The organism is Thiosulfatihalobacter marinus, from assembly GCF_016019955.1.
Lineage (GTDB): Bacteria > Pseudomonadota > Alphaproteobacteria > Rhodobacterales > Rhodobacteraceae > Shimia > Shimia marinus_A.
Genome location: NZ_JAECRZ010000001.1, coordinates 345,826 through 359,041, shown reverse-complemented (window position 1 = coordinate 359,041; position 13,216 = coordinate 345,826). Strand labels below are relative to the sequence as shown.

The following is a 13,216-nucleotide window of genomic DNA, read 5'->3' as shown; positions in this document are numbered from 1 at the left end:
TCTTTCCTTCAAAAACTTGATTTATCGATACGCCGACCGCCCCGGCCTTCAGCCGCCGGTCTTTTCCTCGATTTCCGCCGCCAATGCCTCGGCGCGCGCGGCCAGTTCGGCCAGGGTCTCACTCACTTCCGCCGGGATCGTGGGCACTTCGATCTTCTGCGGCTCGGGCGCGGGCGCGCTGCGCAACGCCTCCAGTTCCGCCTCCCGCTCGGCCAGCCGCGCTTCCAGATCGCGCAGCTTGTCTTCCACACCGCCCGTCCTGTCCGCCAGCATCAGCCCCGCCATCAACAACATCCGCGCCTCGGGTATGCGCCCTGTCTGGCTGGTCAGAACCTGGGCCTCGTTATCCAGCATTTTGGCGGCGGTTTGCAGGAAATGCTGTTCGCCATCCTGACAGGCCACTTCAAAGACGCGGCCACCGATTTCGATTTCCACCTCAGGCATCATCCATCCCCCAACGGTTCAGAGTCTGTTTCGTCCACCGGCGCGACACCGGACAGCATCGGGCGCAGACCTGCCAGGATCGCATCGGTCTGCACCAGCTCGGTTTCGCGCAGCGCCTGCAATTGCTCCAGCTCGCCTTTCAACGACGCGTTGATCAGCTCGGGATCGACCACGCCCTTCTCGGCGGCCTCACGCAGGCGCTGATTGTTCTCGCGCAAGTTCTTGGTCAGCCGCCGCATCCGGCGCAGCCGCCCGGCCAGTTCGCTCATTTCCTGACGCACCGCAGCCAGTTCCTCGTCCGAGGCCGCCGGCGCCGCCTCGGCGGCCGCATTGCGCGCCTCGCTCAGCGCCGCCTGTGCCGCGTCCCGCGCATCGGCGGCCATCTCAAGCGCGGTTTCGGCCTCGGCCCTGGCCGCTTGCGCCGCCGCGGCCTCGTCCCTGACCCCGGCCAGCTCCGTCTCCAGCGTTTCCAGCTTCCCGGTCAGCGCGCGCACCCGCTCTTCAAGCTGCTGCCCGGCCAGCTTCTCGTCTTCCAGCGCCCGCTCCAGCCGTTCCGCCTCGGCGTTGTCTTCGCCATCGCCTTCCGGCGCCTGTCCCAGCGCCTCCAACCCGCGACCGATCCGGTCCATCGCGGCGCTGATCCTGTTTTCAAGATCGCTGATGTCACTCATATGCCTCGTTCCTCGTTCCTTTTTTGCCCCCCCAACCGCATCGCGCTGCGCCCCGTCACGGCCCCGTCATGAAGGCACCGCGAATCGCGGCCCGAAAGGCTTTGCCCGATATTAGCCAATGGCCGGGGAAAATGCGCCCCCATATACATCAACCACTTGGCACACGGCTTGATCTTCGCCCCAAGGCTGGTATTGAGCACCCGACCCCGATTTTCCAACCAAAGGATCGACGCCCGTGGATATCGCCGCCCTGCGTGAAAAGAACCCCACCCACTGGATGAAGGCCACCGCCATCCGCGCCCTGACGCTGGACGCGGTCGCCGCGGCCAATTCGGGCCATTCCGGTATGCCGATGGGCATGGCTGACGTGGCTACCGTGCTGTTTGAAAAACACATGAAATTCGACGTGGCCAATCCGCAATGGCCCGACCGCGACCGCTTTATCCTGTCGGCGGGCCACGGCTCGATGCTGATCTATTCGCTGCTTTATCTCATGGGCGACAAACAGGTCACGCTGGACCAGGTCAGGAACTTCCGCCAGATGGGCGCGCTGACCGCCGGGCACCCGGAAAACTTCCTGCTGGACGCCGTGGAAACCACCACCGGCCCGCTGGGTCAGGGCATCGCCAATGCCGTCGGCTTTGCCATGGCCGAGGAAATGCAGCGCGCCCAATATGGCCGCAAACTGGTGGATCACCACACCTATGTCATCGCCGGTGACGGCTGCCTGATGGAAGGTATCAGCCAGGAGGCGATCACCCTGGCCGGGCGCCACCAGCTGGGCAAGCTGATCGTGCTCTGGGACAACAACAACATCACCATCGACGGCACCGTCGAACTGTCGGACCGCACCAACCAGGTGATGCGCTTCAAGGCGTCGGGCTGGCATGTCCAGGAAATCGACGGCCACGACGCGCAAGCGATCGACGCCGCGCTCACCGCCGCCAGGAAGGCCAGGAAGCCGTCGATGATCGCCTGCAAGACCCATATCGCCATCGGCCACGCCGCACAGGACACGTCCAAGGGCCACGGCGCCCTCACCGATGCCGATCAGCTCGCCGCCGCCAAGGCGCTCTATGGCTGGCCCGGCGGCCCCTTCGAGGTGCCCGCCGACATCAAGGCCCAGTGGGAAGCCATCGGCACCCGCGGCGCCTCCGCCCGCGCCGAATGGGAGGCCCGCTTTGCCGAAGCCTCCAGGCAGAAACAAGACCGCTTCACCCGCGCCTACGCGCTGGACGCCCCGAAAAAACTGTCCGCCGTGGTCAAGGCGCTGAAAAAGCAGGTGGCCGAGGAAAAACCATCCGTCGCCACCCGCAAATCCAGCGAAATGGCGCTCTCGGTGATCAACCCGATCATGCCCGAAACCGTGGGCGGCTCGGCTGACCTCACCGGCTCCAACAATACACTGACGGCCGATCTCGGGGTGTTTGACACCGACAACCGCAAGGGCCGCTACGTCTATTGGGGCATCCGCGAACACGGCATGGCCGCCGCCATGAACGGCATGGCCCTGCATGGCGGGATGCGCCCCTATGGCGGCACGTTCTTCTGCTTCACCGACTATGCGCGCCCCTCCATGCGCCTGGCCGCCCTGATGAAAATCCCCACCGTGTTCGTCATGACCCATGACAGCATCGGCGTGGGCGAAGACGGCCCCACCCACCAGCCGGTCGAACATCTGGCGATCTGCCGCGCCACCCCGAACACCTATGTGTTCCGCCCCGCCGACACCGCCGAAACCGCCGAGGCCTGGGAAATCGCGCTGTCGTCCAGGCAAACGCCCTCGGTGCTGGCCCTGACCCGTCAGAACCTGCCCACCGTGCGCACCGAGGCCAGGAACGCCAACCTCACCGCGCGCGGCGCCTATGTGCTGGCCGAGGCGACAGGCAAACGTCAGGCCATCCTGATCGCCACCGGCTCCGAAGTGTCGCTCGCGATGCAGGCCAAGGCCCGGCTGGAGGCCGACGGCATCGGCACCCGCGTGGTCTCCATGCCCTGCATGGAACTGTTTGCCGAACAGGACGAGGCGTACCGCCGCAAGGTGCTGCCCGCGGGCGCGGCCGTGCGCGTCGGCATCGAGGCCGCCATGCGTCAGGGCTGGGATCAGTGGCTGCTGGGCGAACGCGCCCGCCCCGGCAAATCCGATTTTGTCGGCATGGACCGTTTCGGCGCCTCCGCCCCGGCTGGCGAGCTGTTCGAAAAATTCGGCATCACCGCCGCCAACGTGGTGGACAAGGTCAAGGCGCTGCTCTGACCCGCGCCAACCCGCCAATTTTCCCAAGGGGGCGTCCATCCGGGCGCCCCTTTGTCTTTCCCGGCGCCCCACGCCGCTGACCCGGGGGTCAAATGACCCGTGGCATTCCCGCCATTCCCGTGTAAACAGGCACGGTTGTCCCGCCCCCGCCGCTCCTCTCCGGCACCGCGCGCCAGCAGCGCCACGGGTCAGGGATACCGCCAATGATCACTGTTTTTGCCAAGCGGGCGCTGCTCGTCCTGATCGGCCCTGCCGTCTTCCTGTTTGTCGCCTTTGTCCCGGTGCTGTGCGGCCACCGCCCCGGATTTCGCGGCTGGTTCTGGCGCACGGTCTCGCGCAGCTGTTCCTGGCTTTTGTGGCTGCTCAGCGTCCGGGTCGAGATTTCCGAGGCGGACCGCGCCAAACTTGCCTGCGATACCAACTCGATCATCGCCGTCAATCACCGCAGCCACCTGGACGGGTTCAGCCTGTTGCACGTGATCCCGGCGGAAAAATGGGTTACTTTCGGCGCCAAGAAGGAATTATGCGATGCCGCCCTGCTCAAACGCGGCTTTCAGGGCGCCGGCCTGCTGGAAATCGACCGCGCCCAGGGCCGCAACGCACTGGAGTCGCTCACCGCCGCCGTCGCGGACATGCCCGCCCGCCGCTCGGCCATCCTGTTTGTCGAAGGCACCCGCGCCCGTCACTCCGGGCTGGCCCCGTTCAAGGCCGGCTGCGTACTGATCGCCCGATCCACCGGGCGCGCCATTCGGCCCATCGTCATCTCGGGCTCTGATACGCTGCTGCCACGCGGCCGCATCTTCCCCCGCAAGGGCACCATCCGCATCGACGTGCTGGACCAGATGGACATCCCCACCTGCACCGCCACCTGCACCGACGCGGCGCTGACGGATCTGCGCGCGGCCATGGTCCGCACCTACGACCGCGCCACATCCCGAACCGGCCCCGTTCCGCGCGCCTGACCTGTCAGGATTTCAACCGCGCGATCAGCGGCGCGATACCCTTGGTCACCAAAGGGATCAGCCCCAGCCCCAGCGCCACCCCGAACACCCCGTCCATCGCCGCCCTGGCAACCCATTTCACGATCCCGGCCCAGGCGGCGGGTGCGGCCTGGCCCGCGCCCGAGGCCCAGTCGTAAATCTGCCGGCTCAACCCGCCAAAGCCCAGCTCGTCCAGCCCGTGCAATACGATCGAGCCACCCACCCACAGCATCGCCGCCGTTCCCACGATGGTCAGCACCTTCATGAACCCCGGCATCAAGCGCACCAGCATACGCCCGAACCAGCGCGTCGCACCCAATCGGCCATTGGCATACAGAAACAGGCCGAAATCATCCGCCTTCACGATCAGCGCAACACTGCCATACACCGCCACCGTTATGCCAATCCCCACGGTGGCCAGCGTCGCCGCCTCCATCCAGATATTGCTGTCCGGGATCGCCGCCAGCGCAATGGTCATGATCTCGGCGGACAGGATGAAATCCGTCTTGATCGCCCCGGCCGCCTTCTGTTCCTCCAAATGCGCCGGATCGCCCGGTACGTCCTCCTTGAAAACCTGCACCTCGTCATGCGGCCGCATCACATGCCAGACCTTCTCCGCCCCCTCGAAACACAGATAGGCCCCGCCCAGCATCAACAGCGGCGAAATCGCCCAGGGCGCGAAATTGGCCAGCAACAACCCCACCGGCAACAGGTAAAGCAGCTTGTTCTTGAACGATCCCCTGGCAATCCGCCAGATGATCGGCAATTCGCGCGACGCCGAAAACCCCTGAAGATATTTCGGCGTCACCGCCGCGTCGTCGATCACCGCCCCCGCCGCCTTGGCCCCGGCCTTGGCCGCCTGCGCCGCCACGTCGTCCACCGAGGCCGCCGCCACCTTGGCGATCCCCGCCACGTCATCCAGCAATGCCAGCAACCCGCTCATGCCGCGCCCCTCGTCTGTCCTGTTGCCCCGCCAACCTGACGCGCCCGCCCGCGCCATGCAAGGCCCATCGCCCGGCACCCGGCCCGCGCAACGCACGCCACGGTAATCCCCCGAAACCACGCCCGCGCCACCAACGCGATACCGACGCGATACCGACGCAACGCCGACCCGGTATTTTCCAACGATTCCAGATCGTTAACTACCGATTCGTCGCTCAGGGCGCGGACCGTGGAAATCCGCCCCCGTCCCCTGTCTTCATTTTGCCAAAAATACTCAAATTCCACCCGCGCGCCCACAGGGCCCGCTCAGAACGGCCTCACCGCTCGCCCAACCGCGCAATCAACGCCTCGCGCACCGGCGGCGTGACGAATTTCGATACATCCCCATCCAGCCGCGCGATCTCCTTGACCAGCTTGCTGGCGATCGCCTGGTGTTTCAGATCGGCCATAAGAAACACGGTCTCGATGCTCGCATCCAGCGCCCGGTTCATGCCAACCATCTGATATTCATATTCAAAATCCGTCACCGCACGAAGCCCGCGCACAATGATCCGGGCGCCCACATCCTTGGCACAATCGATCAGAAGGTTCTCGAACGGATGCGCCACGATCTCGGTGCCGGTCTGTTCGGACAATTTGGCACATTCCGCCTCGATCATCGCCACCCGCTCCTCCAGCGAAAACAGCGGGCCCTTGTCCCGGTTGATCGCAACCCCGATCACCAGCCGGTCCACCAACACCGACGCGCGCTGGATAATGTCGATATGTCCCAGGGTGATCGGGTCAAACGTGCCCGGGTAAAGCGCTGTCCGCATGTCAGTTCTCCGCATCTGGCCTGAACGCACGCAACAATATTGCGCACCCGATTGCAAGAGCCGATCCGCCCCTGGGTTGTCCTGTGTGTCGGCAGCCGGCGGGGCCTCAGTGCCCCATGATCATGCCTTCCAGCGCGTCCTTTTCCATCGCCAGCTCGCTCAGCCGCGCCTTGACCGCATCGCCCAGTGAAACAAGGCCCACCAGCTTGCCGTCTTCCATCACCGGCATGTGCCGGAACCGCCCGGCGGTCATCTTTTCCAACACATTGACCGCGTCGTCATTGCGGGCGCAGGTGACAAGCTCGGTGGTCATGTAGGCGTCCACCCGTTCCGCCATACAGCCCACACCGGTACGTGCCAGTTCCCGAACGATATCCCGCTCCGACAGGATGCCCGCCGGCACGGTGCCATCTTCCGAAACCACCACGGTCCCGATCCCCTTCTCCGCCAAAATCTTCGCCGCCTCCGACACAAGCGTGCCGGGTTTGACTGTCAAAACCCCTTCCGACCCTTTGGACTTGAGAATCTGGTGAACAAGCATGTGGCGGACCTCCGGTAAAAATGTTCCTTAAAATCAAGCGTTGCCGCAAGAATCGGTCTTGTCAAGATTGCGCTTCCAGTCTGGCGACCTCCTGACGCAGCCCGTCGCACAAAGCCTCGGAAAACCGGTTCATTCGTTCCAGCCGCCGATCGTCCGCGTGACGGATCAGATAAAAGCTGCGTGAGAGCGATATATGATCGGGCAAAACCTTTTGAATCGCCTTGGCTGACGGTATGGCAAAATCATGCACGATCCCGATCCCCGCCCCGCGCCGAACCCAGTTGAACTGCACCGAGGCCGAGTTCGACGCAAGCCGCACCCGCTCCACCCCGGTTTCGTGCAAATAGTCCAGTTCCTTGTCAAAAATCATGTCGGGGATATAGCCCACCACCATGTGATCGCGCAGATCGTCCAGCGTTTGGATGGGCGGATGCTGCTTCAGATACCACCGCGCCGCCGCAAGGTGCAGCCGGTAATCGGTGATCTTCTGCACCGTCAGCCGCCCCGCCGTCGGCGCGCTGACCGCCACCACCAGATCGGCCTCGCGCCGCGACAGGCTCACCACGCGCGGCAATGCCACGATCTGTATTTCCAGGTCGGGATTGTCCTCGGCGATTTTCGCGCAAACCTGGGGCAAAAGGTAATTGGCCGCCCCGTCCGGCGCGCCGATCCGGATTTGTCCCGACAGGCCAGAGCTTTGCCCCATCATCTCTTCCGAGGCTTCCTCCAGCGATTGCTCCATGCGCACCGCATGGCCCATCAGCCGCTGCCCCGCATCGGTCAAAGCATACCCGGTGGGCGATTTGGCAAACAGCGCCATCCCATAGGCCGCCTCCAGCCGCGCCACCCGCCGCCCCACCGTCGCCGGATCCACGGACAACTGCCGCCCGGCGGCGGACAGGCTCTCTTCGCGCGCCACGGCAAGAAAGACTTTCAGATCGTCCCAATTGGTTTTCATGCCCCTATCCTGCATTTTTGCAATGCCGTTTTGAAAACATGTCTCTTTTCAAGGGATTTTTGCAAGTCTATTCTCGCGCCGAACCTGGATGGAGGATCTCATGCAAGAACTGACCCACTATATCAACGGCGCGCATGTCAAAGGCACGTCGGGCCGTTTTTCCGACGTTTTCAACCCCGCCACCGGCGAAGTGCAGGCCAGATGCCCGCTCGCCTCGAAAGAGGAAATGGCCCAGGCCGTGGCCATCGCCGCCGCCGCCCAGCCCGCATGGGCCGCCGTCAATCCCCAGCGCCGCGCCCGCGTGCTGATGAAATTCGTCGACTTGCTGAACCGCGACATGGACAAGCTGGCCGAGGCGCTCAGCCGCGAACACGGCAAGACATTCCCCGATGCCAAGGGCGACGTGCAACGTGGCCTGGAAGTGGTGGAATACTGCATCGGTGCGCCGCAGATGCTCAAGGGTGAATACACCGACAGCGCCGGCCCCGGCATTGATATCTACTCGATGCGCCAGGCGCTTGGCGTGACCGCCGGCATCACCCCGTTCAACTTCCCCGCCATGATTCCGATGTGGATGTTTGCCCCCGCCATCGCCTGCGGCAACGCCTTCATCCTCAAGCCCTCCGAGCGCGATCCTTCCGTACCGCTGATGCTGGCAGAACTGCTGGAAGAGGCCGGTCTGCCCAAGGGTATCATCCAGGTTGTGAACGGCGACAAGGAAGCCGTGGACGCAATCCTGTATGATCCGATCATCCAGTCTGTCGGCTTTGTCGGCTCGACCCCGATTGCCGAATATATCTACGGCACCGGCTGTGCCCAGGGCAAACGGGTACAGTGTTTCGGCGGCGCAAAGAACCACATGATCATCATGCCCGATGCCGATATGGATCAGGCCGCCGACGCGCTTGTCGGGGCCGGCTATGGCGCGGCGGGCGAACGCTGCATGGCGATCTCGGTGGCTGTTCCGGTGGGCGACGAAACCGCCGACCGCCTGATTGAAAAGCTGGTGCCGCGCATCGAAAAACTCAAGGTCGGCCCCTACACCGCAGGCGATGACGTGGATTATGGCCCGGTTGTGACCGCTGCCGCGAAGGAAAACATCCTGCGTCTGGTCGAGACCGGTATCGAACAGGGCGCCAAGCTGGTGGTCGATGGCCGCGATTTCAACCTGCAAGGTTATGAGGACGGCTTTTTTGTCGGTCCGCACCTCTTTGACAACGTGACCCCGGACATGGACATCTACAAAAAGGAAATCTTCGGTCCCGTGCTGTCCACCGTGCGCGCCCAAAGCTACGAAGAGGCGCTTGGCCTTGCCATGAATCACGAATACGGCAATGGCACCGCAATCTTTACCCGCGATGGCGATGCCGCGCGCGATTTCGCCAACCGGATCAATATCGGCATGGTCGGCGTAAATGTCCCGATCCCGGTGCCGCTGGCCTATCACACCTTTGGCGGCTGGAAGAAATCCGCCTTTGGCGACCTGAACCAGCACGGCCCGGATGCGTTCAAATTCTACACGCGCACCAAGACGATCACATCGCGCTGGCCCTCGGGCATCAAGGAAGGTGGCGAGTTCAACTTCAAGCCGATGGATTGATCCAAAGATCAGAATATGAGATTGGAAATGGGCGGCCCCGCGGGTCGCCCGTTTTCCATTGTCCACCGCCAAAGCCAAAATGCCCGTCACATTTCGAATTCTCCCTACCCACAGCCTGGCTTATGTTCGTTTCAGCGGCCAAGTTGACCTGCGAGAAACCTTTGCCGAATTCGACAATTACACACGGCATCCGGATTTCCGGCCGCACCAGTCACAGCTGATCGATCTGACCGAGGTTCGCGACTATGAACGCGATTTTTCCCGCATCATGGAATTGCAGGCCCACCAGACGGAAGCATTCCTGGGTGGAAAGACCCCGGTTCACCTGATTTTTGTCGCACCCGATGACGTGACACAATCCATGGCAATGGCGGCTTTGCGGTCGTGGAACAACCTTCACGCCGTCGTGCCGCTGGTCCTGCCCAGCCTGGCGCAGGCCTGCGAGGTACTGGCCATCGATCCGTCCGAATTGTCGGCCGCAACCACCGTGGTCGGCTGACGCGCGGCCCTTGCCCGCGCCGTCGGCCCGGCGGAACTTCTTGAAAACGCGGGGGTTTGCTGTTCAACTTGCCCAACGGCCAGGGCGGAGGGCGATCATGGCACTGAAGGAACCGGATTTCACCATCGGGGTCGAGGAAGAATATCTTCTTGTCGACAAGGACAGCTTTGATCTGGCGCCCGCGCCCGAAGGCCTGATGGAGGCCTGCAAGGTCCGGCTCGAAAACCAGGTGGCGCCCGAATATCTCAACTGCCAGATCGAGATCGGCTCGCGGGTCTGCGGCACCATTGGCCAGGCCCGAGAGGATTTGCGCCGCCTGCGCAGCGCCGTCGCCGAAGAGGCCGCGCGCTTCAATCTCGCGCCCATCGCCGCCTCGTGCCACCCGTTTTCCGACTGGCGCGACCAGCATCACACCAACAAGCAACGCTACAACGCCCTGCGCGACGATCTGGGCGGGGTGGTGCGGCGTATGCTGATCTGCGGTCAACATGTGCATGTGGGGATCGATAACCCTGATCTGCGCATCGACGTGATGAACCAGATGCGCTATTTCCTGCCCCATCTTCTGGCGCTCAGTTGCTCCTCGCCGTTCTGGCAGGGACAGGATACCGGGCTTGCCTGCTACCGGCTTACCGTATTCGACAACCTGCCCCGCACCGGCATCCCGCCCCAGATGGACAGCTGGTCGACCTATGAACGCTCGGTTCAGGCCATGACCCGCGTCGGCGTGATCGAGGATTCCTCGAAAATCTGGTGGGATCTGCGCCCGTCCTCGCGCTTTCCCACCATCGAAAGCCGCATCTGCGACGTGTCCCCTCTTTTGGAAACCACACTGACCATCGCCGCGCTGACACAGGCGCTGTGCCGGATGCTGTGGCGGCTGGCCTCGCGCAACCAACGCTGGCGGCTTTACGATCGCTTCCTGATCGAGGAAAACCGCTGGCGCGCGCAGCGGTATGGCATTTCCGAAGGGTTGATCGATTGGGGCCAGCGCGAAATCCTGCCCTTTGACACGCTTTTGCAAGAGCTGATCGAACTGGTGGGTCAAGACGCCGACGCGCTGCAAAGCCTTCCGGAAATCGAACACGCTCTGACAATTCTGCAAACCGGTACCAGCGCCGACCGGCAGCGCGCGGTCCATGCCGACGCCTTGCAGGCAGGCAGCACACCCGATCAGGCCCTGCGCGCGGTGGTCAGACACCTGACCGAGGAATTCCACGCCGATCTGTGATTTTTGCAAGACGTTTTGCAAAAATTCGGCCTGACATATTCCTGCAAGCTTTGTATTATTAAACGCACGTTCATTTAACCTTGCTGGGAGGCGCCCGATGGATTTCGCACTGACCGAGGAACAGACGCTGATCTTTGACATGGCCAAAGGCTTTGGCGAAGACAACATCGCCCCTTACGCGCAGGAATGGGAAGCCGCCGGAACCATCCCGAAAGAGCTGTGGCCACGGATTGCCGAACTGGGGCTGGGCGGCATCTACGTGTCCGAGGACTTTGGCGGCTCCGGTCTCTCGCGACTGGACGCGACGCTCGTATTCGAGGCCCTTGCCATGTCCTGCCCCGCAGTTGGCTCGTTCCTGTCGATCCACAATATGTGCGGCGGCATGATCGACAAGTTCGGCTCCGAAGAGACCAGGCAGAAATGGCTTCCCGATCTGTGCACCATGTCCAGGGTGTTTTCCTACTGCCTGACGGAACCCGGTTCCGGCTCGGATGCCGCCGCGCTGAAAACCCGCGCCGAACGCAGCAATGACGGCTATGTGCTGAACGGCACCAAGGCGTTCATCTCGGGCGGCGGTTACTCGGATGCCTATGTCACCATGGTGCGCACCGGCGACGATGGCCCCAGGGGCATTTCCGCATTGGTGGTCGAGGACGGCGCCGACGGCCTGTCGTTCGGCGCGCTGGAAAAGAAAATGGGGTGGCTGGCGCAACCCACCGCACAGGTTCAGTTCGACGATTGCAAGGTTCCCGCCGACAACCTGATCGGCGAAGAGGGCAAGGGCTTTGTCTATGCCATGGCCGGGCTGGATGGCGGTCGTCTGAACATCGCCGCCTCCGCCCTTGGCGGCGCGCAAAAGGCGCTGGACCTGACCTTGCAATACATGTCCGAGCGCAAGGCGTTCGGCAAACCCATCAACCAGTTCCAGGCGCTGCAATTCAAGCTGGCCGAGTTCGAGACCAGGTTGCAGGCCTCGCGCACCTTCCTGCGCCAGGCCGCATGGAAGCTGGACAATGGCGCGCATGATGCCTCGAAATTCTGCGCCATGGCCAAGCTGATGGTGACGGACAGCGCCTTTGAGGTGGCCAATGGCTGCCTGCAACTGCATGGCGGCTATGGCTATCTTGCCGATTACGGCATCGAAAAAATCGTGCGTGATCTGCGCGTGCATCAGATCCTGGAGGGCACCAATGAAATCATGCGCCTGATCATCTCGCGCCAGCTGATCGCGGACGCGGCATGAGCGACATCCATATCCGCAAGGCCGGCAAGACCGGGCGCATCACCTTCACCCGGCCCAGGGCGCTCAACGCCATGTCCTACCGGATGTGCCTGGCCATCGAGGACGCGCTCGATGCCTGGCAAAGCGACGATGACGTGAAGATGCTGGTCATTGACGCAGAGGGCGACAAGGCGTTCTGCGCGGGCGGCGACATCGCCGAACTTTACGACACCGGCACCAAAGGCGATTTTGCCTATGGCCAGACCTTTTGGGCCGACGAATACCGCATGAATGCCAAGATGTTCACCTTCCCCAAACCGGTGGCCGCCTTCATGCAGGGCTTTACCATGGGCGGCGGCGTGGGCGTGGGCTGTCACGGCAGCCATCGCGTGGTCGGCGACAGCAGCCAGATCGCCATGCCGGAATGCGGGATCGGGCTGGTGCCGGATGTGGGCGGATCTTACATCCTTGCCAATGCGCCCGGACGGCTTGGGGAATACCTGGGCCTGACGGCGGCGCGGATGAACGCGGGCGATGCCATTCACGCGGGGTTTGCCGACTACTACATCCCCGAAGACACGTGGCCGGCGCTGATCGCGCAGCTTGAAGACACCGGCGACTGGTCGTTGATCGACACCGCCAGCGCATGGGTCGCCCCCGGCCCCGTCGCCGAACAGGCCCACGAGATCGATGCCAGTTTCGGCGGCGAAACCCTGCGCGACATCCTGAATGCCCTCAAGGCCGCCAACAGCGATTTTGCCCGCGACGCGCTCAAGAAGCTGTCGCGCAATTCCCCCCTTTCGATGGGCTGCGCGCTGGAGATCATTCACCGCGTACGGGTGCGCAACGACATTCGCTTTGCGCTGGATCAGGAATACCGCTTTACCCACCGCGCCATGGAGCATGGCGATTTCCTCGAAGGCATCCGCGCACAAATCATCGACAAGGACCGCAACCCGCAATGGAAGCATCAGCTTGAGGACATGTCCCAAATCGAGGTGACAAAGATGCTGATGCCGCTCGGGGGCGCGAAACTGAGTTTTGAAAAGGGAGACTAAG

13 protein-coding genes are annotated in these 13,216 nt (G+C 63.1%); 7 read left to right on the top strand and 6 right to left on the bottom strand.

Features of this window, described 5'->3' with window-relative positions; translation table 11 throughout:
* Nucleotides 1-48: 48 nt before the first annotated feature.
* Together I3253_RS01735 and I3253_RS01730 are read right to left on the bottom strand one after the other, a co-directional pair.
* On the bottom strand, nt 49-444 hold the full coding sequence (locus I3253_RS01735) for a cell division protein ZapA (protein WP_197915895.1): 396 nt from the start codon (nt 442-444) through the stop codon (nt 49-51).
* Nucleotides 444-1,115, bottom strand: coding sequence for a hypothetical protein (locus I3253_RS01730; RefSeq protein ID WP_197915894.1), 672 nt, complete (start codon nt 1,113-1,115; stop codon nt 444-446). The genes I3253_RS01735 and I3253_RS01730 overlap by 1 nt, the downstream gene beginning before the upstream one ends.
* Before the next feature lie 235 nt (nt 1,116-1,350).
* Here I3253_RS01730 and tkt point away from each other — a divergent pair, with 235 nt between their 5' ends.
* Both tkt and I3253_RS01720 read left to right on the top strand, forming a co-directional pair.
* Entirely contained in the window at nt 1,351-3,369 is a 2,019-nt protein-coding gene (gene tkt / locus I3253_RS01725; protein ID WP_197915893.1) for a transketolase, read from the top strand.
* A 203-nt stretch (nt 3,370-3,572) separates the two neighbouring features.
* Nucleotides 3,573-4,331: a lysophospholipid acyltransferase family protein gene (locus tag I3253_RS01720; protein WP_197915892.1), complete on the top strand. Its 759-nt coding sequence runs from the start codon at nt 3,573-3,575 to the stop codon at nt 4,329-4,331.
* Nucleotides 4,332-4,335: 4 nt separating this feature from the next.
* Here I3253_RS01720 and I3253_RS01715 read toward each other — a convergent pair whose 3' ends face one another.
* The 4 genes from I3253_RS01715 to I3253_RS01700 all read right to left on the bottom strand — a co-directional run bounded on the left by I3253_RS01715 (nt 4,336) and on the right by I3253_RS01700 (nt 7,605).
* On the bottom strand, nt 4,336-5,292 hold the full coding sequence (locus I3253_RS01715) for a DUF808 domain-containing protein (RefSeq protein ID WP_197915891.1): 957 nt from the start codon (nt 5,290-5,292) through the stop codon (nt 4,336-4,338).
* Nucleotides 5,293-5,608: 316 nt separating this feature from the next.
* Nucleotides 5,609-6,106 (bottom strand): pantetheine-phosphate adenylyltransferase, encoded by a 498-nt coding sequence (gene coaD, locus I3253_RS01710; protein ID WP_197915890.1) that lies wholly within the window; start codon nt 6,104-6,106, stop codon nt 5,609-5,611.
* A 106-nt stretch (nt 6,107-6,212) separates the two neighbouring features.
* Nucleotides 6,213-6,647 carry a CBS domain-containing protein gene (locus tag I3253_RS01705; RefSeq protein WP_197915889.1) on the bottom strand — a complete coding sequence of 145 codons (435 nt, stop codon included), beginning with the start codon at nt 6,645-6,647 and terminating at the stop codon, nt 6,213-6,215.
* A gap of 61 nt (nt 6,648-6,708) precedes the next feature.
* On the bottom strand, nt 6,709-7,605 hold the full coding sequence (locus tag I3253_RS01700; RefSeq protein WP_197915888.1) for a LysR family transcriptional regulator: 897 nt from the start codon (nt 7,603-7,605) through the stop codon (nt 6,709-6,711).
* A gap of 100 nt (nt 7,606-7,705) precedes the next feature.
* Here I3253_RS01700 and I3253_RS01695 point away from each other — a divergent pair, with 100 nt between their 5' ends.
* From I3253_RS01695 to I3253_RS01675, 5 genes are all read left to right on the top strand, one after another.
* The gene (locus I3253_RS01695) at nt 7,706-9,205 is read left to right on the top strand and encodes a CoA-acylating methylmalonate-semialdehyde dehydrogenase (protein ID WP_197915887.1); all 1,500 of its coding nucleotides are present in this window, start codon (nt 7,706-7,708) and stop codon (nt 9,203-9,205) included.
* 79 nt (nt 9,206-9,284) lie between these two features.
* Complete coding sequence (locus tag I3253_RS01690) at nt 9,285-9,704, top strand: hypothetical protein (RefSeq protein ID WP_197915886.1); 420 nt, start codon at nt 9,285-9,287, stop codon at nt 9,702-9,704.
* 97 nt (nt 9,705-9,801) lie between these two features.
* On the top strand, nt 9,802-10,935 hold the full coding sequence (locus I3253_RS01685) for a carboxylate-amine ligase (protein ID WP_197915885.1): 1,134 nt from the start codon (nt 9,802-9,804) through the stop codon (nt 10,933-10,935).
* Between the two features lie 97 nt (nt 10,936-11,032).
* The gene (locus tag I3253_RS01680) at nt 11,033-12,178 is read left to right on the top strand and encodes an acyl-CoA dehydrogenase family protein (RefSeq protein WP_197915884.1); all 1,146 of its coding nucleotides are present in this window, start codon (nt 11,033-11,035) and stop codon (nt 12,176-12,178) included.
* Nucleotides 12,175-13,215 carry an enoyl-CoA hydratase/isomerase family protein gene (locus I3253_RS01675; protein WP_197915883.1) on the top strand — a complete coding sequence of 347 codons (1,041 nt, stop codon included), beginning with the start codon at nt 12,175-12,177 and terminating at the stop codon, nt 13,213-13,215. The genes I3253_RS01680 and I3253_RS01675 overlap by 4 nt, the downstream gene beginning before the upstream one ends.
* Nucleotide 13,216: the final 1 nt, after the last annotated feature.